Genomic DNA, 25076 nt, shown 5'->3' with positions numbered 1-25076 from the left:
CTCAGTTCGCGTAGAGCTGCTCGATCTGCGCGGCGCAGAGCTTGTAGACCGCGTCGCGCCGCAGTTTGAGCGAGGGCGTCAACAGCCCGTCCGCCACGGTGAATTCCTTCGGGAGGATGCGGAAGGCCCTGATCGACTCCGCCCTGGACACCGAGAGGTTCGCCGTGGAGACCGCCTGCTGGATCTCCGCGTGCAGCGCCTTGTTCGCCGACGCGTGCTCCCGGCCGACCGGGAGCCGCGCGCCGACCACCTGGTGCCAGCGCCTCAGCATCTCGGCGTCCAGGGTGATCAGCGCCCCGACGAAGGGGCGGTTGTCGCCCACCAGGACGCACTGCGAGATCAGCGGATGCGCCCGCAGCCGCTCCTCCAGCAGCAGCGGGGAGACGCTCTTGCCGCCGCTGGTGATGATGATGTCCTTCTTACGGCCGGTGATGGTCAGATAGCCCTCGCCGTCGAGGAATCCGACGTCTCCGGTGTGCAGCCAGCCGTCGCGCACCGCGGCCCCGGTGGCCTTCGGATCGTCCACGTAGCCCGCGAAGACGGTGCCGCCGCGCACCCACACCTCGCCGTCCGGCGCGATGCGCACCGCCGTGCCCGGCATCGGGCGGCCCACGGTGCCGTGCCTGGGGCGGCCGGGTGGCTGCGCGGTGACGGCGGCGGTGGTCTCGGTAAGGCCGTAGCCGTTGTAAACGGTGATCCCGGCGCCGGCGAACATCAGCCCCAGCTCCCGGCTGAACGGTGAGCCGCCGGTGACCGCGTAGCGCACCCGGCCGCCCAGGACGGCCCTCAGCCGCCGGTAGACCATGTGGTCGAAGACGGCGTGGGCGGCCCTGAGCCCGGGGCCCGGCCCCTTCCCCGCGCCCTGTGTCTGCCGCTCGACCGCCGCGGCGTAGCGCACCGCCGTGTCCATGGCCCGCTCGAAGAGGGAGCCCTTGCCCGCGTCCTGGGCGGCGGTGCGGGCGGCTCCGAGGATCCGCTCGAAGATATAGGGCACCGCGAAGACGCAGGTCGGATGGAAGGACTGGAAGGACGGCAGCAGCGAGGACGGGCTGAGCTCGGGCTCGTGCCCCAGGAGGATGCCGCTCCGCACACAGAGCACTTGGACCATCAGTCCGTAGATGTGCGCCAGCGGGAGGAAGGCGAGGATGGCGGGCCGCTGTCCGGGCTCGGCGAAGAGTCCGCTCCAGCCCGCGAAGACGGTGTCGCACTCGGCGGCGAGATTGGCGTGGGTGATCATGCACCCCAGGGGCCGTCCGGTGGTGCCCGAGGTGTAGCAGATGACCGCCGTGGAGCGGGGTTCGACGAGCCAGCGCCGCTCGGTGACCAGTTCGTCGTGGACCCCGGCGCCGCGCCGCCACAGCTCCGTTACGCACCCCTGGTCCATCTGCCAGATGGAGCGCAGCGCGGGAAGGGCGTCGCAGACGGCGCCGACGGTCATGGCGTCGTCCTCGCCCTCGACCACCACGGCCACGGCCCTCGTCCGGGCCAGGATCCAGCCCACCTGCTCCGCCGAGGAGGTGGGGTAGACGGTCACCACCTGGGCGCCGACGGACCACAGGGCGTAGCTGAACAGCGTCCACTCGTAGCGCGTCCGGGCCATCAGGGCCACCCGGTCCCCGAACCGCACTCCCTCGGCCAGCAGGCCCTTCGCCAGCGCCAGGACCTCGTCCCGGAAGGCCGCGGCGGTCACCGGAGTCCACTGGTCGCGGTCGGCGGCGTCGCGCCGGGCGAGCTGGATCCTGTCAGGTTCGCGGTCCGCCAGCTCGTACACCGAGTCCGCGAGCCCGCCCGCGCGCAGTGGTTCCACCATCTGAGGGAGACTGAATTCGCGCACGACACCCCCTTTTCAGCCGACTTTCCGCCCCGCGCAACGGGGAGGTGGGAGGGAAAACTACCTCCCGGGGCCGGGGCTGCATAGAGCGTGGACGATTCTGCTCCCACCCATGGAGACCCGGCGCGACCTGCCGATGTTACCGTGAGTCACGCTCACATTTCGGCATGAGGTGTGAGGGGGTCGTGAAGTCGCGATGACCTTATGGGTAACGGACCCGGAGGCCCTGCCCCGCGATATGAGGCGCCATCAGGCCGCCCCGCGTTTCTGATCCTGGCCGATAACACACTACGGGGCGGGCCATCCGGTCCTGCCGGATCCGCCCGCCCCGATCAGCCTCTCCGGTTCAGGTGAGGTCGAACTCGCCCTCGCGCGCGCCCAGGACGAAGGCGCGCCACTCGGCCGGGGTGAAGATCAGCGCCGGGCCCTCGGGGCGGCGGCCGTGGCGCATCGCGATGAATCCCTCGATGAAGGCGATCTCCACATCGCCCACGCCCTGGCTGCTCGACTGCCACTGGGCGCCCGAGAGGTCGAGTTCGGGCTTCTCGCCGCTTCCTGTCAGTGGCTGTTCGGTGGTGGTGGTATCGGCCACGTCAGCTCATCCTCCCGCATCGTCGTCCGCGCCCCACCCTAGCGATCGCGGCCGGTGCCGCACAGGCCACGAAAGGAGGAGTGAGCAGGAGACTCATCCGGCGGGTGAAGTGTCCGCGACCACCCACATCGAGAAGAACTGCGAGCCTCCGCCATAGGCGTGGCCGAGCGCCTTACGGGCGCCGTCGACCTGGTGTTCGCCCGCCCGCCCGCGCACCTGGAGCGCGGCCTCGGCGAACCGCAGCATGCCGGACGCCCCGATGGGGTTGGTGGACAGCACCCCGCCCGAGGGATTGACCGGAAGTTCGCCGTCGAGCTCGGTCACCCCCGACTCGGTGAGCTTCCAGCCCTCCCCCTCGTCCGCGAAGCCCAGGTTCTCCAGCCACATGGGTTCGTACCAGCTGAAGGGCACATACATCTCCACCGCGTCGATCTCCCGGCGCGGATCGGTGATCCCGGCCTGGCGGTAGACATCGGCCGCGCAGTCCCGGCCGGCCCTCGGCGAGACGAAGTCCTTCCCCGCGAAGAGCGTCGGCTCGCTGCGCATGGCGCCGCCGTGCATCCAGGCGGGGGGATACGGGGCGCGGTCCGCGCCCGCGCGGTCGGTGAGCACCATGGCGCAGGCGCCGTCCGAGGAGGGGCAGGTCTCGGAGTAGCGGATGGGGTCCCACAGCATCGGGGACGACCGCACCTGGTCCAGCGTCAGATCGTGCTCGTGGAGATGCGCGTAGGGGTTGCGCAGGGCGTTGCGGCGGTCCTTGTAGGCCACGAGGGCGCCGATGCCGGAGGGCGCGCCGGTGCGCCGCATATACGCCCGGACGTGCGGGGCGAAGAAGCCGCCCGCCCCGGCCAGCAGCGGCTGCTGGAAGGGGATGGGCAGGGACAGCCCCCACATGGCGTTGGACTCCGACTGCTTCTCGAAGGCGAGGGTGAGGACGGTTCGGTGGACGCGGGCGGCGACCAGGCCCGCGGCCACCAGCGCGGTGGAGCCGCCGACCGAGCCCGCGGTGTGCACGCGCAGCATCGGCTTGCCGACCGCGCCGAGCGCGTCGGCGAGGTACAGCTCTGGCATCATCACGCCCTCGAAGAAGTCGGGGGCCTTGCCGATGACGACGGCGTCGATGTCCGACCAGGTCAACTGGGCGTCCTCCAGGGCCCGTACGGCGGCCTCCCGGACCAGCCCGGCGATGGAGACGTCACGGCGGGCGGCGGTGTGCTTGGTCTGGCCGATCCCGACGACGGCCACCGGCTCCTTCGTCATGAGGCATCCCCTTCCAGGACGGCCACCAGGTTCTGCTGGAGACAAGGGCCCGAGGTGGCGTGGGCGAGGGCCCGGTCGGCGGCGCCGCGGTGGATGGCGGCGGCGGCCTCACCGAGGCGGATCAGCCCGGCGGCCATCATGGGGTTGGCGGCGAGCGCCCCGCCGGACGGATTGACCCGTACGTCCTCCCCCAGCCGCAGCTCACGGCGGAGGATCAGCTCCTGTGAGGTGAACGGCGCATGCAGTTCGGCCAGGTCGACGGGGGTCTCGAAGGCACCCGCGCGCTCGGCGGCGAGCCGGCTGGACGGGGAGCGGGTGAGGTCCCGTACGCCGAGGCCGTGCGCCTCCATCCGGTGGTCCATGCCGCGGATCCAGGCGGGACGGCGGCAGAGCCGGCGCGCGGTGTCCCCGGCGGCGAGCACGACGGCGGCCGCACCGTCGCCGACCGGCGGGCAGTCGTGGCGGCGCAGTGGCCGCACCAGATACGGCTCGTCCAGAAGGGCCTCGGGCGGGGGTGAACCTGCCAGCTGGGCATGGGGGTTGTCCTCGGCGGCGGTCCGGCAGCGCACCGCGACCCCGGCCAGCGCCCGCTCGTCGGCGACGGTGTCCCCTGTGTCCTCCGCGTCGAGCAGCGCCTGGGCCTGGAGGGCGGCGAGGGAGACCGAGTCCGGCCACAGGGGCGCGACGTAGTACGGGTCGAGCTGGCGGGTCAGGACCTCCCGCAGATCGCCGGGCGAGGACTTGCCGTACGAGTAGACGAGCGCGGTCTCGGCCTCGCCGGTCAGCAGCCGCGTCCACGCCTCGTACAGCGCCCAGGCGCCGTCCATCTCCACATGTGACTCCGAGATGGGCGGCCAGGCGCCGACGCCGTCGAGGGCCATGGTGAAGGAGAAGGCGCGGCCCGCCAGATAGTCGCAGGAGCCGGAGCAGGTGAAGTCGATCTCGCCCGCCCGGAGCCCGACGGCGTCGAGCACCTGGTGGAGGACGGGCATCAGCATCTCGACCTCGGAGATCTCCGGGGTGTCGCGCCGGTGGTCGCTCTGGCCGAAGGCGACGATGGCCACCTCTCGCATCTACAACAGCTCCTTGTAGGTGTCGTAGTCGGCGTCGGGTTCGCCGGTGGGGCGGTAGTGGTCGGGGTAGCGGCCGTCCTCGCTCCATACGGGCTCCACGCGCAGCCCCATGCGCACCTCGTCGTAGGGGATGCCGCCGATGCGCGCGTGGAGGGCCAGATCGGCGCCGTCAAGGGCGATGTGGGCGTAGACGTACGGCACCTCGATATCGAGGTTGCGGGCCTTGATGTTGACGATGCAGAAGGTGGTGACCGTGCCGCGCGGGCCGACCTCCACCTGCTCGGCGGTGGCGACACCGCAGGTGGGGCAGGCGCCCCGGGGCGGGACGTACACCTTGCGGCAGGACGGGCAGCGCTCCCCGTAGGTGGTGCGGCCCGCGAGGGCCTTCAGATAGCGCGACTGGGCGCGGCCGGGCGCGTAGCTGTAGTCGAGGCGGGCGGGGGCCACGATGCCGCTGACGGGGTCGGTGAACTCTCCGCTGTGCGGCACGGCTTCGCCGCCCTCGGCGCCGTCGTACGGTTCGAAGCAGGCGATGTCGGTGATGGCGCCCTCGCGCTCCGCGGCCCAGCGGACCCGCACCCGCATCCCGGTGCGCACGGCGTCGGGGCCGGGTGCGTCCAGGGCGTGGAGGAGGGCGGTGTCCGCGCCGTCCAGCCGCACCAGCACCCAGGCGAAGGGGGCGCTCAGGGGCTGGCCGCGGCGCGGCGAGGGGTTCCAGGCCCAGGTGGTGACGGTGCCGGTGGGGGCGACCTCGACGAGGTCGGCCAGCTCGTCGGCGGTGACCGGGTCGTATTCGACGGGCGGCACCAGCACCCGGCCGTCGGTGGTGCGCACCCCCAGCACCGTGCGTGTCCGCAGTCCGGTGAGGAAGGCGCTCTGCACCGGGCCGAGGGAGCGGGTGAACGGGAACTCGACGACCAGAGGCGCCTGGAGCACCTCGGGTGAGGGAGCCGGGGTCATGGGGGGTGCGTCTCCTTCCGCGCGGCCGCGGGGTGGGTGGTGGGTGCGGCGGGCCTGAGGTGTGGGGGTCACGCCCGGCGGTAGACCGGCGGCCGTTTCTCCGCGAAGGCTTTCGAGCCCTCCTTGGCGTCGGCGGTGTCGAAGATGGGCCAGCCGCGCTCGAGTTCGGACTTCAGGCCGTCGGTCTCGGTCATCTCGGCGGTCTCGTAGACCGACGCCTTGACGGCCTCGACGGCCAGCGGGCCGTTGGCGTTGATCAGCTCGGCGAGCTCCAGTGCCTTCTCCAGCGCCGTGCCGTCCGGGACGACATGGCCGATCAGCCCGATCCGCGCCGCCTCCTCGGCCGGGTAGGGGCGCCCGGTGAGCAGCATCTCCAGGGCGTGGGTACGGGGCAGCTGGCGGGCCAGCCGTACGGTGGAGCCGCCGATGGGGAACAGTCCGCGCCGGACCTCGAAGAGTCCGAAGGTGGCGCCGCGGCCCGCGATCCGGATGTCGGTGCCCTGGAGGATCTCGGTGCCGCCCGCGACACAGGGGCCCTCCACGGCGGCGATCACCGGCTTGCGCGGCCGATGGTGGCGGAGCATGGCTTTCCAGTGCAGATCGGGGTCGGCCGCGAGGCGGTCGCGGACGTGCTGTCCGTCCATCCGGCCGCCGCCCGCGAGCGCCTTGAGGTCCATTCCCGCACAGAAGGCCCCGCCGGCGCCGGTGAGCACCACGGAGCGCACGGCGTCGTCCTCGTCGGCCTCGGTCCAGCCGTCGTACAGCCCGACCAGCATCGGCAGCGAGAGCGCGTTCCTGGCTTCGGGCCGGTTCAGGGTGAGTACCAGGGTCGCGCCGACGCGCTCGACGATGAGGTGTTCGGTCCCGCTTGTCACGACGTCCTCCCGTCTCGAGACCTAGAACAGGTTGCAGCAGCCGGGGACCGACTTCAAGAGGAATCTGATGCTCAGTCAGATTTCTTGTTCCGAAGGCCTTCCCACCTCATCCCGGCGCGGCTCTAATGAGCGCCGAGCCGCCGGATCGAGGGGTCAGGAGGAGCCATGGAGTACAACCTTGCCGACCTGTTCGAGTCGATCGTCGACACGGTGCCCGGCAGAGAGGCGCTGGTGTACCTCGACCACCCCGGCACCGGGGCCGGGCGACGCCTCAGCTACGCCCAGCTGGACGCGGCCGCCAACCGGCTCGGCCACCATCTGATGGACAGCGGGATCGCCCCGGGCGAGCATGTCGGACTGCATCTGTGCAACGGCGTGGAGTACCTCCAGACCGCGCTCGCCTGCCTGAAGATCCGGGCGGTGCCGGTGAACGTCAACTACCGCTACGTCGAGGACGAGCTGGTCTACCTCTACCGGGACGCGGAGCTGGCCGCGCTGGTCTACGACGCCGAGTTCGGCGAACGGGTGGCCGCCGCGCTGCCCCACACCGGCACCCTGCGCCATCTGGTGCGGGTCGGCACCGGGGACGGCCCCGGTCCGTCCGTGGCGTTCGCCGACGCCGAGGCGTCCGGGTCGCCCGAGCGCGGCTTCCCGGCCCGGTCCGCCGACGACCGCTTCATCATCTACACCGGCGGCACCACCGGGATGCCCAAGGGCGTGGTCTGGCGGCAGGAGGACCTCTTCTTCTCCGGACTGGGCGGCGGCGCCCCGACCGGCCAGCCCGTCGAACGCCCGGAGGAGCTGGCCGAGCGGGTGGCCGCGGGCGGCGAGGGACTGGTCTTCTTCCCCACCCCGCCGCTGATGCACGGAACCTCCACCCTTACGGCCTTCATCGCGTTCAACTTCGGCCAGAAGGTGGTGCTGCACCGGAAGTTCGTGCCGGAGGAGGTGCTGAGGACCATCGAGAAGGAGAAGGTCACCGCGGCCTCGCTGGTCGGCGACGCGATGCTGCGCCCCCTGGTGGACGCCCTGACCGGGCCCCTCAAGGGCACCGATCTCTCCTCGCTGCTCAGCGTCAGCAGCTCGGGCGCGATCCTCTCGGAGACCGTACGCGCCCAGTTCGCCGAGCTCTCCCCGCACACCCTGCTGCTGAACAACTTCGGCTCCTCGGAGTCCGGTTTCAACGGCACGGCCACCGCCGACTCCGGCCCCGAGAAGGGCTTCCGGCTGAGCGTCAACGCCCGGACGACGGTGGTGGACCCGGCGACCCTCGCCCCGGTGGCACCCGGTGAGCCCGGCCGGATCGCCCAGCGCGGCCATGTGCCGCTCGGCTACTACAACGACCCGAAGAAGACCGCCGAGACGTTCTTCGAGGCGGACGGGGAGCGCTGGGTGCTGCTCGGCGACATGGCGACCGTCGACGAGAACGGTGTGATCACCGTCCTCGGGCGCGGTTCCCAGTGCATCAACACCGGGGGCGAGAAGGTCTATCCGGAGGAGGTCGAACAGGCCCTGAAGGCCCATCCGGATGTGTACGACGCGCTGGTGGCGGGCGTGCCGGACACCCGCTGGGGCCATCGCGTCGCGGCCGTCGTCCAGCCCCGTACGGAGGCGTCCGCGCTCACCGCCGACGCGGTCCGCGACCACTGCCGGGAGCGGCTCGCGGGCTACAAGATCCCCCGTACGGTCGTCTTCACCGACCGCATCCAGCGCTCCCCCAGCGGCAAGGCGGACTACCGCTGGGCGCGGGCGGTGGCGGAGGCGGAGGGAGCGGACCGAAGCGCTCCGCGGGAAGCCCCCTGACCTGCCGTCGATCGTCTGCGGCTGCATCGTGGCTGGTCGCGCCCACGCGGCGGAGCCGCACATCGACCCAGCCCCGCGCCCCTTCGGGGCGCGACCGAACCGCCGGACTTCAGTGAGACCGACTAGGCTGACCGGGTGATCGTTCCCCCTCCTGTGACCCTCGCCGACGGGATCACGATGCGGATCGTCGTCGAGGACGACGCCGAGGCGCTCGCGGACGCGTTCACGCGCAACCTCGAGCATCTGCGCCCCTCCAGCCCGCGGCGGGGCGAGGGTTTCTTCACCGCCGACGGCCAGGCCGCCCGGCTGCGGGACCAGCTGGAGCAGTGGGAGTCCGGCCGGCTGGTGCCCTGGGTGCTGGCCGGCGGCGAGCGGATCCTGGGCGCGGTCACGCTGTCGCACATCGTCCTCGGCCCCTGGCGCAACGCCCATCTCGGCTACTGGATCGACGCCGGACACGTCGGCCGCGGGCTGGCCACCCTGGCCGTCCGGTCCGTCTGCCGGACGGCCGACGAGCGGCTCGGACTGCACCGGATCGAGGCCAGCACCCTGGTGGAGAACGTCCCCTCCCAACGCACCCTGCTGGGCTGCGGATTCACCCGGATCGGCATGGCGCCGGACTATCTGCACATCGCCGGTGCCTGGCGGGACCATCTGCTCTTCCAGCGCGTCCTCAACGACCGTCCCGCGCCCTGACCACCGCCTTACGGCGCTCCGCGCTCGCACACCGAGGGCAGCGAGCGGCCCAGCGCCACGGTGTGCAGCGGGTCCAGACGCCGCCCGTGGACCACGGCGGCGGCCCCCGCCGTGAGGTGTCCCACGCAGGAGGGGGACTCGCGCACGGCCGCCGAGTCCGCGATGGCGCCCACGAGTTCGCCGTTGATCCGGTTGATCTCCAGCCGGACCCGGCCGAGGTCGGGGCGTTCGGTGGGCGCCTGTGAGGGGTCGGCGTCCCAGCGGCTGTAGAGGCCGCGCTGGACCACCTTGCTGGCCTCGATCTGGTCGCGGAAGATCCTCGACGTGGCCACCGGGTCGGCGCCCAGCTCCTCGGCCTGCCGCGCCACCGCCTCCAACACCTCCCGCTCCCGAGCCGGGTCGTCGATCGGGCTGTCCGTGCCCCACTTCGCGGCGGCGACCTCGTCGGCCACCAGCACCCGCTGCGCGGCCAGGTCGACCAGCGGCCGCAGGGTGCCGTGCCGGGCGTGGGCCGGTCCGGCCGGTCCGGCCGGTCCGGCCGGTGCGGCCGGTGCGGCCGGTGCGGCGACGGCGGCGGTGGCCCCGGTGGCCAGCACGGCGGCGGCCAGCACGGCGATCAGCGCATGGCGCGGGGACGGATGCGGTCGCATGGGCGAGGTTCCTCTCTCGGCGGTACGGGCGGCCCGCGCCGTCGTCCGGGCGGCCGGGGGGCGGGTCCTGGAACGATAGGGCGCCGCACCGCGAGCACGCCACGGGGCCGGTCCCGCGGGAAGCGGAACCGGCCCCTTGAGCGAAATGGCCGGATCGGGCGGGCCGTCGCGGCCGACCCCACGCTCAGTGTGGGGTCATCCCACGCTCAGTGTGGGGTCTGGCCCGCGTCGGCCGCCCCCTCCCAGTACGGCTCGCGCAGCCGCCGCTTGTAGAGCTTGCCGTTGGGGTCGCGCGGCATCTCGGCGATGAACTCCACCGACTTGGGGCATTTGTAGCCCGCGAGCCGGGTGGTGCAGTGGGCGAGGATCTCCTCGGCAAGACCGGGTCCCGGCGCATGCCCCTCGGCGGGCTCCACCACCGCGATGACCTGCTCGCCCCAGTCCTCGTGGGGAATTCCGAAGGCGGCGGCGTCGGCCACGGCCGGATGGGTGAGCAGCGCGGCCTCGATCTCGGCGGGGTAGATGTTGACCCCGCCGGAGATGATCAGGTCGATCTTGCGGTCGCGGAGGTAGAGATAGCCGTCCTCGTCCAGGAGGCCGAGGTCGCCGACGGTGAAGAAGTCGCCGATGCGGTTCTTCTCGGTCTTGGACTTGTCCTTGTGGTAGGCGAAGCCCCCGGTGCTCATCTTCATGTAGACGGTGCCGAGTTCACCGGCCGGGAGCCGGGTGCCCTCGTCGTCGAAAATGGCGATCTCGCTGATGGGCCAGGGGCGGCCGACGGTCCCCGGTTTCTTCAGCCAGTCCTCGGCGGTGGCGAAGGCGCCGCCGCCCTCGCTGGCCGCGTAGTACTCCTCGACACAGCCGCCCCACCAGTCGATCATCCCGCGCTTGACGTGGTCGGGGCAGGGCGCGGCGCCGTGGATGGCGTGGCGCATCGACGAGACGTCGTAGGACCGCTTGACCTCGTCGGGGAGGGCGAGCAGCCGGTGGAACTGGGTCGGCACCATATGGGTGTGCGTACAGCGGTAGGTGTCGATCAGGCGCAGCATCTCCTGGGGCGTCCACTTGTCCATGAGCACCAGGGGATGGCCGATGTGCAGCGAGGAGCTCGCGAACTGCAGGACGGCGGTGTGGTAGAGCGGTGAGCACACCAGATGGACGTGGTCGGGCTCCTCGGCGCGCGGGGTGATGCCGAAGAACCGCAGGAAGCCGCCGAGGTGGCTCTCCTCGGGGAGCTTTCCGGTCAGCGCACGGCGGATTCCGCGCGGCCGGCCCGTGGTGCCGGAGGTGTAGTTCATCACCCAGCCCAGCTCGCGGTCGGCGGGCGGCTCCTCCGGCTGCCCCTCGAGGAGTTCGGCGTACGGGCGGAAGCCGTCGATGGCGCCGACGGCATAGCGGTGGGTCGCGGGCAGCCCGGCCTCGTCGGCGGCCGCGGCCGCCTGCCCGCCGTAGCGCTCATGGGCGATCAGCACCTTGGCGCCGGAGTCGGAGACGATCCAGGCGATCTCGGGGCCGACCAGATGGTGGTTGACCGGCACCAGATAGAGCCCGGCCTGGGTGGCGGCGAGCGCCGCGACGAAGAACTCCACCCCGTTGGGCAGGACGACCGCCAGGGCGTCGCCGCGGCGCAGCCCGGCGGCGCGCAGCCCGGCGACGAGCCGGTTGCACGCGCTGTGCAGCCGCCCGGCGGTCCACTCCTCGCCGTCCGGGGCGATGAGCACGGTGCGGTCGGGCTCGAGCGCGGCCTGGGCCCAGAAGCCGTTGGGTGTAGGGGACATGGCGGTCCGGTCCTCCTTCTGACGGCGGGGTCAGGGGAATATCGAACGGGGGTGGATGGACGGGGTGGGCGGTGGTGTGCGGGGCGGGCGCGGTCAGGCGCGTCCGGCGATGCGGTTGACGCGGTCGATGGCGCGCTCGAAGCCGCGGGTCAGCTCGTCGAAGACCGCTTGCACCGGGCGGACGGAGTCCATCCGGCCGACGATCTGGCCGACCGGCGTGCCGAGCAGCGGTTCCACCTCGTACTTCTGGATGCGCGAGACGGCCTCGGCCACCAGCAGCCCCTGCAGCGGCATGGGCAGCGGGCCCGGGCCGTCCGGGTCCTCCCAGGCGTCGGTCCATTCGGTGCGCAGCTGGCGGGCGGGTTTGCCGGTCAGGGCGCGGGAGCGCACGGTGTCCCCGGATCCGGCCGCCAGCAGCTTGCGGATGAGGGCCGCCGAATGGAGTTCGGCCTCCTCGGTGGTGAGCCAGAGGGAGCCGATCCACACGCCCTGGGCGCCCAGCGCCAGCCCGGCGGCGATCTGCTCGCCACTGCCGATGCCGCCCGCGGCGAGTACGGGCAGCGGGTCCACCGCCCGCACCACCTCGGGGGTGAGCACCATGGAGGCGATCTCGCCGGTGTGGCCGCCCGCCTCGTAGCCCTGGGCGACGATGACATCCAGCCCGGCCTCCTTGTGGTGGAGGGCGTGGCGGGCGCTGCCCGCGAGGGCGGCCACGAGGATGCCGTGGTCATGGGCTCGGGCGACGACGTCGGCCGGGGGTGAGCCCAGGGCGTTGGCCAGGAGTTTCACGGGGTAGTCGAAGGCCACGTCGAGCTGGCTGCGGGCCACCTGCTCGAGCCAGCCGGTGATCCGCCAGCCGGACGCCTCGCCCTCGGCCAGTTCGGGTACGCCGTGCTTGGCGAGGGTCTCCCGGACGAAGGTGCGGTGGCCCTCGGGGATCATCGCCTCGATATCGGCCTCGGTGACCCCCTCCACCTTCTTCGCGGGCATCACGACGTCCAGGCCGTACGGTCTGCCGTCGGTGTGCGCCTCCATCCAGTCGAGGTCGCGGGCCAGCTCCTCGCCCGCGCCGTAGCGGACCGCGCCGAGCACACCGAAGCCGCCGGCCCGGCTGATCGCCGCGGCCACGGCGGGGAACGGCGTGAAGCCGAAGACGGCGTGCTCGACACCCAGCCTTGCGCTCAGCTCCGTCTGCATGGTCGGCAGGATGCCGCAGCGCGCCGGACGAAGGAAGAGTTTTTCTGACGCTACGTCAGATTCGGCGCAAGAAAACCGTCCCGGGGCCGTCCGGAGGGCTCCCGGAGGTCACTTCTCCAGCACCGCCATGGCCGCGTTGTGCCCGGGGATCCCGCTCACCCCGCCGCCGCGCACCGCGCCCGCGCCGCACAGCAGCACATTGGCGTGGCGCGTCTCCACGCCCCAGCGGCCGGTGCCCTCCTGGGCGTACGGGAAGGCCAGGTCCCGGTGGAAGATGTTGCCGCCGGGCAGCCGCAGGTCGGCGTCCAGGTCCAGCGGGGTCTTGGCCTCGATGCACGGCCGGCCGTCGGCGTCCAGGGCCAGACAGTCGGTGATCGGCTCGGCCAGATGGGCGTCCAGCTCCGCCAGGGTGGCGCGCAGCAGCGCGGCGCGAGCCGCGTCGTTGTCCTCGGTGAACAGCCGGGCGGGGGTGTGCAGTCCGAACAGGGTCAGGGTCTGATAGCCCTCGCGGGCGAGCTCCGGGCCGAGGATCGACGGGTCGGTCAGCGAGTGGCAGTAGATCTCCGACGGCGGCCGGTGGGGCAGCTCCCCCGCGGCCGCCTGGCGGTACGCCTCCTCCAGCGCGCCGTACCCCTCGGCGATGTGGAACGTCCCGGAGAACGCCTCGCGCGGGTCCACCTCGCGGTCGCGCAGCGCGGGCAGCCTGCGCAGCAGCATGTTCACCTTGAGCTGGGCCCCTTCGGCGGGCGGGGCGGGCGGCTCCTCGCCCAGCAGCCGGGCCAGCTCGCGGGGCGCCGCCCCGACGAGCACATACCGGGCGGCCGCGGTGCCCTCCCCCGCCTCACCCGCGTACCGCACCTCCGCCGAGGTGCCGTCGGTGGCGATCGACATGACCTCACGCCCGGTCGCGATCCGCGCGCCCGCCGCGCGGGCGGCGTCGGCGAGCGCGTCGGTGAGCGCGCCCATGCCGCCGACGGGAACGTCCCAGTCGCCGGTGCCGCCGCCGATCACGTGGTACAGGAAGCAGCGGTTCTGACGCAGCGACGGGTCGTGGGCATGGGCGAAGGTGCCGATGAGCGCGTCGGTGAGGACCACACCCCGGACGAGGTCGTCGTCGAACGCGGCCTCGATCGCCTCCCCCAGCGGCCGCTCGAACAGCGCCCGCCACACCGCGTCGTCCCCGATCCGCGCCCGCAGCTCCTCCCGGGTGGGCAGCGGCTCGGTCAGCGTGGGGAAGACCCGCTCGGCGACGCGCTGGGTCATGCCGTAGAACCGCTCCCAGGACGCGTACTCCCGGTCCGACCCGGTCAGCCGCTCGAACGCGGCGCGCGTCCTGCCCGTGGCGGCGGTGTCCACCAGCAGCCCGGTGGGACGCCCGCCCCGGACGTCGGGCGTGTACGAGGACACCGCGCGCTTGCGCACCGCGAAGCGCAGTCCGAGGTCGTCGACGATCCGCCGCGGCAACAGGCTGACCAGGTAGGAGTAACGGGAGAGCCGTGCGTCCACCCCGGGATAGGGCCGCGTGGACACGGCGGCGCCACCGGTGTGGCCGAGGCGCTCGAGCACCAGCACGCTCCGCCCGGCGCGGGCGAGGTACGCGGCGGCGACCAGACCGTTGTGACCACCGCCGACGATGACGACGTCGTACGCATCGCTGTGAGACATGCCCTCTGGTTAGCACGCGGTGATCGCCGGGGCCAGGCCGCCAGGGGGTCGCCCCGGCTGCCAGGGGTCACCTCGGCCGCAGGGGATCGCCTCGGCCACGGGAGGTCACCTCTGCCGCCGGAGGTCACCTCGGCCGAGGACGCCGCCCCGCCGTCCCGGCCGCCTCAGCCGTCCCGGCCGCCTCAGCCGTCCCGGCCGCCTCAGCCGTCCCGGCCGCCTCAGCCGCCTCGGCCGTCTCTTCGCGGCGGCCCAGCCGCTCCAGGCAGTGCGCTTCGTCGCCGCGGCTGACCAGGGTGTCGGGATGGTCGGGGCCGAGGACGCGCACGCGGGCGCTGGTCACCCGGCGGTAGCCGGTCAGCGCGTCGGACCAGCGGCCGAGCCAGCCCAGGGCGACGGCGACCTCGCGACGGCTGACCAGGGTGTCGGGGTGGTCCGGGCCCAGGGCGCGCTCGCGCAGGGCGCAGACCTCCCGCGCCTCGGCGAGCGCCTCCTCCCAGCGGCCCAACCGCCCCAGGCCGACACCGAGGCCGTGCCGGGCGCGCAGGGTCTCCGGATCGGCCGGGCCCTGGGCGCGGGTGCGGTCCTCGACCAGGGCGCGGTAGACCGCGAGGGCCTCCTCGCCCCGGCCCAACCGCCCCAGACCGGCGCCGATCTCATAGCGGGCCGCGAGGGTCTCGGGGTGGTGGGGGCCGAGGGTGCGGGCGCGGGCGGCGGCCACCTCGCGGAAGATGCCCAGGGCCTCGCCCCAGCGGTCGAGGCGGCCGAGGGCGCAGGCCACCTCGTAGCGGGTGACCAGGGTGTCGGGGTGGTCGGGGCCCAGCACCCGGGCGCGGGCCGCGGCCACCCGCTCCGCCATCCGGTACGCCTCCGCCCGGCGCCCCAGACAGCCCAGGTTGAAGGCGAGGTTGTGGCGGCAGCGCAGGGTGTCGGGGTGGTCGGCGCCGATGGTCCGCTCGCGGGCGGCGAGCACGGCGGTGTAGACGTCCTGGGCCTCGGTGAAGCGGCCGAGGCGGCCCAGGGTGAACGCGGTCTCCTGACGGGCGGCGAGGGTGTCCGGATGGTCGGGGCCCAGGACGCGCCAGCGGCCCGCCGCGACCTGCTCGTACTCGCGCAGCGCGTCGCCGGGGCGGCCCAGGATCCCGAGGGCGAAGGCGATCTCGTAGCGGCTGGCGAGGGTGTCGGGGTGGTCGGCGCCCAGTGCGAGCTCGCGCTCGGCGGCCACCGCGCGGTGGGTTTCCACGGCCTCCGCCCAGCGGCCCGCCCGCCCAAGGTCCAGCCCGGCGCGGTGCCGCTCCGCGAACCGGGCCCGCATCCCCGGCGGGGCGGGGTCAGCGGTGCCGCGGCCCCCGCTCCGGCCCCCCGCCCGGCCCCCGGTCCAGGCGCCGGTGAGCGCGGCCGACGCGTCGGGCGGGGTCGCCGACAGCAGTCCCACCCCGCCGGTGTGCGCCTTGGACCCGGTGGTCATACGACGGGCCCAGGCCGGGAGGCGCGGAGCCGGCGGCCCGGCGGTCAGAAGGCTGGGAACCAACGGTCCCGCGGCCGGGAGCGCGCCGCGCGGCTCGGGGAACGGCGACGGCCGCCGGGACGCACGCCCCGGGGCGATCCGCCCGGCGAACTCGGCGGCGTCACGCGGACGGTCCTCCGGGGTCTTGGCCAGCAGATCGAGGACGGCGCGCTCGAACGGCTCGGGGAGCTCGGGCCGGTGGCGGCGGGGCGGTGCGGGCGGGGTGTGGCGGTGGCCGACGAGGATCGCCCAGGCGTCGTCGAGGGCGAACGGCGGCGCCCCCGTGGCCAGTTCGTAGAGCACACAGCCCAGCGAGTACAGATCGCTGCGGTGGTCGACCGGGCCGCCCGCGATCTGCTCGGGCGACATGTAGTGCGGGGTGCCCATGGCGATGCCGGTGCCGGTGAGCCGGGAGGTGAAGCCGACGTCGTCGCCGAGGCGGGCGATGCCGAAGTCGCAGAGCTTCACGGTGCCGTCGGTGAGCCGCATGATGTTGGCCGGCTTCAGGTCGCGGTGCACCACGCCCTGGTCATGGGTGTAGGCGAGGGCCTCGGCCACCTGCTCGGCGATGTCCAGCACCTCGGGGACCGGCAGCGGCCGGCGCGCGTCGTCGCCCAGCAGCCGACCGAGGTCGCGGCCCTCCAGCAGCTCCATGACCAGGTACAGCACACCCTCGTGCTCGCCGAAGTCATGCACCACCGTGACGCCCCGGTGCTGCAGCGCGGCGGCCACCCGCGCCTCCCGCCGGAAGCGCTCGCGCACCACACCGGTGAACGAGGGGTCGTGCCGCGACCCCAGCGGTTTGAGGCATTTGACGGCGACGCGGCGGCCGAGCGACTCGTCCCGCGCCCGCCACACCTCGCCCATTCCCCCGCGCCCGATCCGGTCCAGCAGCCGGTACCGGCCCTGGATCAGCTTGATGTCCGCCATGCTCCCCCTGCCTTGGCGGAAGTCAGCTCCCGCCGCCCCCGTGGAGACCGGCCGCGAACGGCCGTGCACCCGTCGCATCCCCGCTGTCCAGTATGGCCGCGTTTCTGCGCAGTTTGTAGGGCGAGGGGCGGCTGCCCGGGCCGAGCCGTTCGACCGCCCGCATGATGTGCTTCGGCGGCAGCTGCCAGCGGGCCCTGGGCGGGATGCAGCGCAGCGCCCCGCCCATCGCCCGCAGCCTGCGGGTGACCACCCGCGGCGGGGGCGCCGGGCGCCCGTACAGTGCGTGGGCGTACGGGGGCAGCGTCCCGTAGGCGAGCGAGGCGAAGCGCCCCCAGATCACCTCGCGCGCCGGGACGAGCAGGGCATGGACCGGGGGCCGCCGCAGAAAGGCGTCCACCTCGCGGGCGTCGGGGGTGGCGGCGAGTTCGGGGCGCACCTTCGCGAAGTAGGCGGCGAGCGCCGCCGTATCGCCCGGTACGGCGGCGGGGTCGAGGCCGACCAGCCGGGCGGACACCACGTTCTCGGCGACGTAGGCGTCCGCCTGGGAGTCGGTGAGCGGATAGCCGGAGCGCCGCATCACATGGAGGTAGGAGTCGAGCTCGGCGCAGTGCACCCACAGCAGCAGCTCGGGCTCGTCGACCCCGTACCGGACCCCGGTGGCCGGGTCGGTCAGGGAGAGCCTGCGGTGAATGCCGCGGACCTTGGCGCCCGCCCGCTCGGCCGCCTCGGTGGTGCCGTAGGTGACGGTGGCGACGAACCGCGCGGTGCGCAGCAGCCGTCCCCAGGCGTCCTTGCGGAAGTCGGAGTTCTGGGTGACGCCGCGCACCGCGAGCGGATGCAGGGCCTGGAGGTACAGGGCACGCACGCCCGCGATCCACATCACCGGGTCGCCGTGCATCTGCCAGGTGACCGACCGTGGACCGTAGAGCCCCGGGTCGCCGTCCGGTCCGCCCCGCCGTATGGCCGCCGCCATGGCCACCACCTCCCGACGGCCAGCCTAGGCGCTCCGCTGGACGTGCCCTGACCTGCCGTCGATCGTCTGCGGCGCCGTCGTGGCTGGTCGCGCCCCGCGGCGGAGCCGCATATCGATACAGCCCCGCGCCCCTGCGGGGCGGGGCCGCCCGGGGCTCACTTCTTGAGCGGCTGGGTGAAGCGCAGCAGATTGCCGGCGGGGTCGCGGAAGGCGCAGTCGCGGACGCCGTAGGGCTGGTCCATGGGCTCCTGCAGCACCTCGCCGCCCGCGCCGCTGATGCGCTCGAAGGTGGCGTCGCAGTCGTCCGTCGCGAAGAGGACGCCGCGCAGCAGGCCCTTGGCCAGCAGCTCCGCCATGGTCTGTCTGTCGGCCGGTGAGGCGTTCGGGTCGGCGAGCGGCGGCTCCAGGACGATGCTCACGTCCGGCTGCGAGGGCGACCCGACGGTCACCCAGCGCATCCCCTCGAATCCGACGTCATTGCGCACCTCGAGGCCGAGCACATCGCGGTAGAAGGCGATCGCCTTGTCGTGGTCGTCGACGGCGATGAAGCATGTGGAAAGGGTGATGTCCATGCCGCTCACGCTACGGCCGGGGGGCGGAGCCCGCTTCTCCATTCCTGACCGGTCGCGTGTGGATCTTGGCCATGCACGCCGGGATGGCGGCGCCGTGGTCATGGCCGCGGGCCCGGTAGCCGCTCGGGCTCTCGCCGACCAGCTGTGTGAAGCGCGAGCTGAACGACCCCAGTGAGGTACAGCCGACCGCGACGCAGACCTCGGTCACCGTGAGGTCGCCGCGCCGCAGCAGCGCCTTGGCCCGCTCGATGCGGCGGGTCATCAGATAGCTGTACGGGGTCTCGCCGAAGGCGGCGCGGAAGCTGCGGGAGAAGTGGCCCGGCGACATCAGGGCGCCCCGCGCCAGCGCCGGGACGTCGAGCGGCTCGGCGTAGTCGCGGTCCATCCGGTCGCGGGCCCGCCGCAGCCGGACGAGGTCATCGAGATCCTGCCGTTTCACCGGCTCAGTTTCCCACAGCGGGCGCCGGTGCGGCCCGGGAGCGACGGGCGCCCGGACCGGTCGAGGGTACCGGGTCGGGACGGCAACCGATCAGGAATGAAGAAGCCCCGGTCACGGGGGCGTGGCTAGCGTCAAGCCATGACCTGCGAATCGGACGTATTGTTCGAAGCCGGTCGGGTCGATTCGGGCGACACCGGCGGGGGCCGCGCGACGGCCCCCGCCCGAACAGATGGAGACACCATGAGCAGGGCCACGGACAAGGACGCGGGGTCGCCTGAACCCCACGCCGCCGACAGCCACGATCTGATCCGGGTGCACGGCGCGCGTGAGAACAACCTCAAGGACGTCAGCATCGAGCTCCCGAAGCGTCGGCTGACGGTGTTCACCGGCGTCTCGGGCTCGGGCAAGAGCTCGCTGGTGTTCGACACCATCGCCGCCGAGTCACAGCGGCTGATCAACGAGACCTACAGCGCCTTCCTCCAGGGCTTCATGCCGAACCTGGCGCGCCCCGAGGTCGACGTGCTCGACGGGCTGACCACCGCCATCACCGTCGACCAGCAGCGGATGGGCTCCGACCCCCGCTCCACCGTGGGCACCGCCACCGACGCCAACGCGATGCTGCGCATCCTCTTCAGCCGGCTCGGCACACCGCACATCGGCCCGCCCGCCGCGTACTCCTTCAACGTGGCCTCGGTCTCGGCGACCGGTGGCTTCACGGTCGACCGCGGGGCCGAGAAGACGAAGACCGAGAAGGTGAGCTTCAGCCGCACCGGCGGCATGTGCACCCACTGCGAAGGCCGGGGCAGGGTCTCCGACATCGACCTCGCCCAGCTGTACGACGACTCCAAGTCGCTCTCCGAGGACCCGTTCACCATTCCCACCTACACCGGGGACGGCTGGGTGGTGCGGGTCATCTCCGAGTCGGGCTTCTTCGACAAGGGCAAGCCGATCGCCAAGTACACCAAGAAGGAGCGGCACGACTTCCTCTACCGCGAGCCGACCAAGGTGAAGATCAACGGGGTCAACCTCACCTACGAGGGGCTGATCCCGAAGCTCCAGAAGACCTTCCTGTCCAAGGACCGGGAGTCGATGCAGCCGCACATCCGGGCCTTCGTGGACCGGGCGGTCACCTTCGCCGAATGCCCCGAGTGCGACGGCACCCGGCTCAGCGAGCTGACCCGCTCCTCGAAGATCGGCAAGGTCAACATCGCCGACGCGTGCGCGATGGAGATCCGTGACCTGGCCGGCTGGGTCCGCGGGCTGACGGAGCCGTCGGTGGCGCCGCTGCTCACCAAGCTCCAGCACACCCTGGACTCGTTCGTGGAGATCGGCCTCGGCTATCTCTCACTCGACCGGGCCTCGGGCACGCTCTCCGGTGGCGAGGCCCAGCGCACCAAGATGATCCGCCACCTCGGCTCCTCGCTCACCGATGTGACGTACGTCTTCGACGAGCCCACCATCGGTCTGCACCCGCATGACATCCAGCGGATGAACAACCTGCTGCTGCGGCTGCGGGACAAGGGCAACACCGTGCTCGTGGTGGAGCACAAGCCGGAGACGATCGCCATCGCCGACCATGTCGTGGACCTCGGCCCCGGCGCCGGCACGGCGGGCGGCACCGTGTGCTTCGAGGGCACCGTCGAGGGGCTGCGGGCGAGTGACGGCGTCACCGGCCGCCATCTCGACGACCGGGCCACGCTCAAGGACACGGTCCGCAAGGCCACCGGGCAACTGGAGATCCGGGGCGCGTCCGCGAACAACCTGCGGGACGTCGACGTCGACATCCCGCTCGGGGTGCTCTGCGTCATCACCGGCGTCGCGGGCTCCGGCAAGAGCTCGCTCGTCCACGGCTCCATCCCGGCCCCGGAGGGTGTGGTCTCGGTGGACCAGACCCCGATCCGCGGCTCGCGCCGGAGCAACCCGGCCACGTACACCGGGCTGCTGGACCCGATCCGCAAGGCGTTCGCGAAGGCCAACGGCGTCAAGCCGGCGCTGTTCAGCGCCAACTCCGAGGGCGCCTGCCCCACCTGCAACGGCGCCGGTGTCATCTACACGGACCTGGCGATCATGCAGAGCGTGGCCACCCCATGCGAGGACTGCGAGGGCAAGCGGTTCAGCGCCTCGGTGCTGGATTACCACCTCGGCGGCCGTGACGTCAGCGAGGTGCTGGCGATGCCGGTGACCGAGGCCGAGGAGTTCTTCGGCAGCGGCGAGGCGCGCACCCCGGCGGCCCACAAGATCCTTCAGCGGATGACGGACGTCGGACTCGGCTACCTCACCCTCGGCCAGCCGCTCACCACGCTGTCCGGTGGCGAGCGGCAGCGGCTCAAGCTGGCCGTGCACATGGCCGACAAGGGCGGGGTCTACGTCCTGGACGAGCCGACCACCGGGCTGCACCTCGCCGATGTCGAGCAGCTGCTCGGGCTGCTGGACCGGCTCGTGGACTCCGGCAAGTCGGTCATCGTCATCGAGCACCACCAGGCCGTCATGGCGCACGCCGACTGGATCGTCGACCTCGGCCCCGGTGCCGGTCACGACGGTGGCCGCGTCGTCTTCGAGGGCACCCCGGCCGACCTCGTGGCCGCCCGGTCCACCCTCACCGGTGAGCACCTCGCGGCGTACGTCGGCGGCTGACCGGGGCGGTCTCCACCGGCACCGGCACCGGGCCCGGCACCGGACCCCTCGCGGGAAGCGCCGCCGGGCGGCGGCTCAGCGGCGCACCCGTGGCATCCCCAGCCCGATCCAGGAGATGATCTCCCGCTGGACCTCGTTGTTGCCGCCGCCGAAGGTGAAGACGACGCTGCTGCGGTAGCCGCGCTCCAGCTCGCCGTGGAGGACCTCGCCCGCCGAGCCCTCCTTGAGCGGACCGGCGGCGCCGACGATCTCCATCAGCCAGGCGTAGGCGTCACGGCGTGCCTCGGAGCCGTAGACCTTGACGGCGGAGGCGTCCTGCGGGGTGAGGGCCTCCCGCTCGAGGGCCTCCACCATCTGCCAGTTGAGCAGCTTCATGGCGTCGAGCCGGGCGTGGGTGCGGGCCAGCCGGCCGCGCACCCAGCCCAGGTCGATCACCCGGCGGCCGTCGGGCAGCTTGGTGTCGGCGGCCCACTGGCGGACGCCGCGCAGGGCGCGGATGGCCATGGTGCCGTGGGCGGCGAGGGTGACCCGCTCGTAGTTGAGCTGGGTGGTGATCATGCGCCAGCCCTCGTTCTCGGCGCCGACGCGGCGGGTGGCCGGGACGCGGATGTCCTCGTAGTAGCTGGCGGTGGTGTCGTGGGAGGCGAGGGTTTTGATGAGGGTGGCGGAGTAGCCGGGGTCGTCGGTCGGGACCAGCAGGATGCTGATGCCCTTGTGGGGTTTGGCGTCGGGGTCGGTGCGGACCGCGAGCCAGACCCAGTCGGCGGTGTCGCCGTTGGTGGTCCAGGTCTTCTGGCCGTTGACTGTGTAGTGGCCGGAGGTGGTGTCGCCGTCGCGCACCGCGCGGGTCTTGAGGGAGGCGAGGTCCGTACCGGCGTCGGGCTCGCTGTAGCCGATCGCGAAGTCGATCTCGCCGGAGAGCACCTTGGGCAGGAAGTACGCCTTCTGCTCCTCGGTGCCGAACCGCATGATGGTGGGCCCGACGGTGTTGAGCGCCATCAGCGGCAGCGGCACCCCGGCCTGGGCCGCCTCGTCGAAGAAGATGAACTGCTCGACCGGGCCGAGCCCGCGCCCGCCGTACTCCTCGGGCCAGCCCACCCCCAGCCAGCCGTCGGTGCCGAGCCGGCGGATGGTCTCGCGGTAGAACCGCTTCTGCCCGGTGGAGTCGGCGTAGCGGGCGTAGGCGTCATCGGGGACCAGTTCGGCGAAGTACGCGCGCAGCTCATCGCGCAACCGCCGCTGATCAGGGGTGTATTCGAGGTCCACGGCCCCTCCTGGAGTCTCGCGTGCGCCATGACGGCGGGCTGGGAGCGTCCTGGGATCGAGGGGCACGGTAGAACGTGTTCCAAAAATACGGAAGGGCCGTGGACCGGGCGGGTCGACCCGGTCCACGGCCCGGGTCTCAGCCCGCCGTCCGGGACGGGGTGTCGTCGCCGCCCGGCCGTACGACCCGAACCGGCTGGCCCGGACGCCAGGTGCGCAGTACCAGCCGCCCGTTCTCCAGGGTGGTGTGCACCACCTCGGTCACCTCGGCGCGGAAGAGGTGGAAGGGCTCGGGCGGCCGGATCTCCTCGGCGAAGCGGGCGATCGTCCCGGGGTCGGTCACCTCGACCGCCCGGCCGCTCACCCGGATGTCGCCCTCGGTCAGGTCCTCGCCCGGGCCGGGGTTGGCCTGCACCGAGAACCGGGGGTCGCGGCGCAGGTCCAGCGCCTTGCGCGACTCCGGCATCATGCCGAGCCACAACTCGCCGGAGAGGAAGTTCACTTCGAGCGGGGTGACCCGCGGGGAGCCGTCCTGGCGCAGGGTGGCCAGCACATGGTGGCGGTAGCGCCGGAAGCGGTCCTGGGCGTACTCGGCGAAGGCGGGCTCGGCCGCCGCGAATCCGGCCCAGCTGGTGGTCGGGTAGGTCATCGTCATGGCGCCCATGCTCGGACCGTTTCCGGACGTCTCCTGTCGGGATTTCCGGACTTCCCACTCCCGCGCCTGGTCCGGGGGCAGATACGCGTTCCACTCGGTGCCCGGCAGCGGATAGGCGACCCAGGTGCGGGCGTAGGCCGGGGGCCGGGCCCGGCCGCGCCGCAGCAGCAGCGCGGTCGGCTCCCGGGCGGCGCGGCGCAGCAGCGAGGGCAGGGTGGTGGACCGGTTGTTCCCGCTGGTCTGGGCGGAGGAGCAGCCCGCGTGGTACGCGACGGGCAGGGCGCGGTCACCGGTCACCAGGCAGGGCGGGCGCAGCCCCAGCCGCTGGAGCCCCTTCGCGGCGGTGCGATAGCGGCCGGTGGTGGCGTCGGACTGCTTGGCGGTGTGGTTGAGGATGACGAACTGGCTCGCCAGATGGAGCGTGATGATCACCCCGAGGGCGACCGCCAGGTGCTGCGGCGACCGCGCGGCCCGTACGGCGCGGAACACCAGCCCGGCGATCGGCAGCGCCAGCAGCGCGTAGGAGGGCATCAGGAAGCGCGGTGCGGAGTAGCCGATGAGCAGCAGATAGGGCAGGGCGAGGGTGGCCGCGCAGGCGATGGGCAGCACGGTCAGCGGTACGCCCGGGGGCCGGACGGCCGGGCGGCCGAGCCCCACCCGCACCCGGCGCAGCTCCTGGCGGTCGCGCAGGGCGGTGTGCACGGCGAGAAGGGTCAGCACGGGCAGCGCCAGCCACCACACGGTCAGCTCCGGGTGGCGCAGCGGCACCTCGCAGGGGCGGCACAGCTGGGGCCCGTTGAGGCTGCGCAGCGCGGCGCCGACGCTGAAGTGCAGGCCCATGCCGCCCTCGACGTCGCTGGAGACGTTCAGCCGCTCCCCGATGCCGCCGAAGCGGTCGTACGCCTCGCCGATCCACTGGGCGGCGCCGAGCAGCGGTCCGCCGATCAGCGGAAGCAGGGCGGGGCGCCAGGTGCGCACCCCGATCGCGCCGATCAGCAGCGGCAGGGTGAGCCATCCCCCGTCGGGGGTGCGGACCAGGGTGACGCCCGCGAGGACGGCGGCCAGCCACCAGCGGGCGTTCGGTTCGTCGGGCACCCGGAGGAACCAGCCGACGGCGGCCACGGCGCCGATCGCCACCCAGAGGTTGGGCATCACCGCCGGCCCGCTGATCTGGGTGATCCACAGCCCGGAGAACAGCAGCGCGGCCAGGGCCACCTGGGGTGCGGGCAGCAGCCGGGCCCAGACCCGGAAGGCGCCGTAGAGCGCGCCCGCGGACAGCAGCATCAGCAGGATCCGCAGCGCCGGAATGGAGTCGGTGGCGGATACGAGGGGCGCGACCAGGAGACTGACGCCGCGCGAGCGGGGTGCGCTGAAGTACGCGGGCGGGGTGCGCGGATCGACCTGGGAGACATACACGGACTCGTCCCAGCCCAGCGCGTGCCCGGTGTGCGGGATCACCATGGCGAGCTGGACCACGGCGTATCCGATGGCGACCAGGCCGAGCCAGGGGGCCGGACGACGATACCGCTGCGGCGGGCGGTGCTGGGGGCGCGGGGGCAGGACGGCGGCCGCCGGTGCGGCAGTATTCTCCATGCGCGCACCATATGATGACTATGTACCTTTTTCGTCCTATTAGGCCGTTCGGCTCAGTGTCCAAGGGGTGCCAGGGACGCGACGGATCCGTACGCTGTTGCAGCGGTGCACACCCCCATCCGGCGGAGGACGG

19 protein-coding genes are annotated in these 25076 nt (G+C 72.7%); 3 read left to right on the top strand and 16 right to left on the bottom strand.

Features of this window, described 5'->3' with window-relative positions:
- Position 1: 1 nt before the first annotated feature.
- The 6 genes from LIV37_RS43975 to LIV37_RS43950 form a co-directional block, all read right to left on the bottom strand.
- Entirely contained in the window at positions 2-1834 is a 1833-nt protein-coding gene (locus LIV37_RS43975; RefSeq protein WP_121823799.1) for an AMP-dependent synthetase/ligase, read from the bottom strand.
- Between the two features lie 343 nt (positions 1835-2177).
- Positions 2178-2423 (bottom strand): DUF397 domain-containing protein, encoded by a 246-nt coding sequence (locus tag LIV37_RS43970; protein ID WP_020873530.1) that lies wholly within the window; start codon positions 2421-2423, stop codon positions 2178-2180.
- A 93-nt stretch (positions 2424-2516) separates the two neighbouring features.
- Positions 2517-3683, bottom strand: coding sequence for a thiolase domain-containing protein (locus LIV37_RS43965; RefSeq protein WP_020873529.1), 1167 nt, complete (start codon positions 3681-3683; stop codon positions 2517-2519).
- On the bottom strand, positions 3680-4756 hold the full coding sequence (locus LIV37_RS43960) for a thiolase domain-containing protein (protein WP_020873528.1): 1077 nt from the start codon (positions 4754-4756) through the stop codon (positions 3680-3682). The genes LIV37_RS43965 and LIV37_RS43960 overlap by 4 nt, the downstream gene beginning before the upstream one ends.
- Positions 4757-5716 carry a Zn-ribbon domain-containing OB-fold protein gene (locus LIV37_RS43955; protein ID WP_020873527.1) on the bottom strand — a complete coding sequence of 320 codons (960 nt, stop codon included), beginning with the start codon at positions 5714-5716 and terminating at the stop codon, positions 4757-4759.
- A gap of 68 nt (positions 5717-5784) precedes the next feature.
- Positions 5785-6591, bottom strand: a complete 807-nt coding sequence (locus tag LIV37_RS43950) for a crotonase/enoyl-CoA hydratase family protein (RefSeq protein ID WP_020873526.1) — start codon at positions 6589-6591, stop codon at positions 5785-5787.
- Between the two features lie 165 nt (positions 6592-6756).
- Between LIV37_RS43950 and LIV37_RS43945 the strand changes: the two genes are divergently transcribed.
- Both LIV37_RS43945 and LIV37_RS43940 read left to right on the top strand, forming a co-directional pair.
- Positions 6757-8394, top strand: coding sequence for an acyl-CoA synthetase (locus LIV37_RS43945; protein ID WP_020873525.1), 1638 nt, complete (start codon positions 6757-6759; stop codon positions 8392-8394).
- Positions 8395-8571: 177 nt separating this feature from the next.
- Entirely contained in the window at positions 8572-9090 is a 519-nt protein-coding gene (locus tag LIV37_RS43940; RefSeq protein WP_121824925.1) for a GNAT family N-acetyltransferase, read from the top strand.
- Between the two features lie 8 nt (positions 9091-9098).
- Here LIV37_RS43940 and LIV37_RS43935 read toward each other — a convergent pair whose 3' ends face one another.
- The 8 genes from LIV37_RS43935 to LIV37_RS43900 form a co-directional block, all read right to left on the bottom strand.
- Positions 9099-9740 carry a chorismate mutase gene (locus tag LIV37_RS43935; RefSeq protein ID WP_020873523.1) on the bottom strand — a complete coding sequence of 214 codons (642 nt, stop codon included), beginning with the start codon at positions 9738-9740 and terminating at the stop codon, positions 9099-9101.
- Positions 9741-9946: 206 nt separating this feature from the next.
- Positions 9947-11518 carry an acyl-CoA synthetase gene (locus tag LIV37_RS43930; protein ID WP_020873522.1) on the bottom strand — a complete coding sequence of 524 codons (1572 nt, stop codon included), beginning with the start codon at positions 11516-11518 and terminating at the stop codon, positions 9947-9949.
- A 93-nt stretch (positions 11519-11611) separates the two neighbouring features.
- Positions 11612-12715, bottom strand: a complete 1104-nt coding sequence (locus tag LIV37_RS43925) for an NAD(P)H-dependent flavin oxidoreductase (RefSeq protein WP_020873521.1) — start codon at positions 12713-12715, stop codon at positions 11612-11614.
- Between the two features lie 108 nt (positions 12716-12823).
- On the bottom strand, positions 12824-14380 hold the full coding sequence (locus LIV37_RS43920; protein ID WP_020873520.1) for a phytoene desaturase family protein: 1557 nt from the start codon (positions 14378-14380) through the stop codon (positions 12824-12826).
- Positions 14381-14504: 124 nt separating this feature from the next.
- Complete coding sequence (locus LIV37_RS43915) at positions 14505-16814, bottom strand: serine/threonine-protein kinase (RefSeq protein WP_121823800.1); 2310 nt, start codon at positions 16812-16814, stop codon at positions 14505-14507.
- Between the two features lie 22 nt (positions 16815-16836).
- A complete protein-coding gene (locus LIV37_RS43910; protein ID WP_020873519.1) occupies positions 16837-17787 on the bottom strand; it encodes an oxygenase MpaB family protein in 951 nt (316 codons plus the stop codon).
- Positions 17788-17942: 155 nt separating this feature from the next.
- Entirely contained in the window at positions 17943-18359 is a 417-nt protein-coding gene (locus LIV37_RS43905) for a VOC family protein (protein ID WP_185058116.1), read from the bottom strand.
- Positions 18360-18369: 10 nt separating this feature from the next.
- Positions 18370-18798, bottom strand: coding sequence for a helix-turn-helix transcriptional regulator (locus LIV37_RS43900; protein ID WP_020873517.1), 429 nt, complete (start codon positions 18796-18798; stop codon positions 18370-18372).
- 240 nt (positions 18799-19038) lie between these two features.
- Here LIV37_RS43900 and LIV37_RS43895 point away from each other — a divergent pair, with 240 nt between their 5' ends.
- The gene (locus LIV37_RS43895) at positions 19039-21432 is read left to right on the top strand and encodes an ATP-binding cassette domain-containing protein (protein ID WP_020873516.1); all 2394 of its coding nucleotides are present in this window, start codon (positions 19039-19041) and stop codon (positions 21430-21432) included.
- Positions 21433-21507: 75 nt separating this feature from the next.
- Here LIV37_RS43895 and LIV37_RS43890 read toward each other — a convergent pair whose 3' ends face one another.
- Both LIV37_RS43890 and LIV37_RS43885 read right to left on the bottom strand, forming a co-directional pair.
- Complete coding sequence (locus tag LIV37_RS43890) at positions 21508-22698, bottom strand: acyl-CoA dehydrogenase family protein (RefSeq protein WP_020873515.1); 1191 nt, start codon at positions 22696-22698, stop codon at positions 21508-21510.
- Positions 22699-22834: 136 nt separating this feature from the next.
- A complete protein-coding gene (locus LIV37_RS43885) occupies positions 22835-24943 on the bottom strand; it encodes a pyridoxamine 5'-phosphate oxidase family protein (RefSeq protein WP_020873514.1) in 2109 nt (702 codons plus the stop codon).
- Positions 24944-25076 lie beyond the last annotated feature (133 nt).

This window comes from Streptomyces rapamycinicus NRRL 5491, assembly GCF_024298965.1.
Classification (GTDB): domain Bacteria; phylum Actinomycetota; class Actinomycetes; order Streptomycetales; family Streptomycetaceae; genus Streptomyces; species Streptomyces rapamycinicus.
Note: the sequence above shows the minus strand (reverse complement) of the source record. Positions and strands in the feature narration are given on the sequence as shown.

Bases quoted from the DNA above. Each gene is read 5' to 3' on its own strand.
- LIV37_RS43935 (WP_020873523.1), bottom strand. From the start codon at position 9,740: ATGCGACCGCATCCGTCCCCGCGCCATGCGCTGATCGCCGTGCTGGCC.
- LIV37_RS43925 (WP_020873521.1), bottom strand. From the start codon at position 12,715: ATGCAGACGGAGCTGAGCGCAAGGCTGGGTGTCGAGCACGCCGTCTTC.
- LIV37_RS43965 (WP_020873529.1), bottom strand. From the start codon at position 3,683: ATGACGAAGGAGCCGGTGGCCGTCGTCGGGATCGGCCAGACCAAGCAC.
- LIV37_RS43940 (WP_121824925.1), top strand. From the start codon at position 8,572: ATGCGGATCGTCGTCGAGGACGACGCCGAGGCGCTCGCGGACGCGTTC.
- LIV37_RS43920 (WP_020873520.1), bottom strand. From the start codon at position 14,380: ATGTCTCACAGCGATGCGTACGACGTCGTCATCGTCGGCGGTGGTCAC.
- LIV37_RS43910 (WP_020873519.1), bottom strand. From the start codon at position 17,787: ATGGCGGCGGCCATACGGCGGGGCGGACCGGACGGCGACCCGGGGCTC.
- LIV37_RS43905 (WP_185058116.1), bottom strand. From the start codon at position 18,359: ATGGACATCACCCTTTCCACATGCTTCATCGCCGTCGACGACCACGAC.
- LIV37_RS43895 (WP_020873516.1), top strand. From the start codon at position 19,039: ATGAGCAGGGCCACGGACAAGGACGCGGGGTCGCCTGAACCCCACGCC.
- LIV37_RS43960 (WP_020873528.1), bottom strand. From the start codon at position 4,756: ATGCGAGAGGTGGCCATCGTCGCCTTCGGCCAGAGCGACCACCGGCGC.
- LIV37_RS43955 (WP_020873527.1), bottom strand. From the start codon at position 5,716: ATGACCCCGGCTCCCTCACCCGAGGTGCTCCAGGCGCCTCTGGTCGTC.
- LIV37_RS43915 (WP_121823800.1), bottom strand. From the start codon at position 16,814: ATGGCGGACATCAAGCTGATCCAGGGCCGGTACCGGCTGCTGGACCGG.
- LIV37_RS43945 (WP_020873525.1), top strand. From the start codon at position 6,757: ATGGAGTACAACCTTGCCGACCTGTTCGAGTCGATCGTCGACACGGTG.
- LIV37_RS43930 (WP_020873522.1), bottom strand. From the start codon at position 11,518: ATGTCCCCTACACCCAACGGCTTCTGGGCCCAGGCCGCGCTCGAGCCC.
- LIV37_RS43885 (WP_020873514.1), bottom strand. From the start codon at position 24,943: ATGGAGAATACTGCCGCACCGGCGGCCGCCGTCCTGCCCCCGCGCCCC.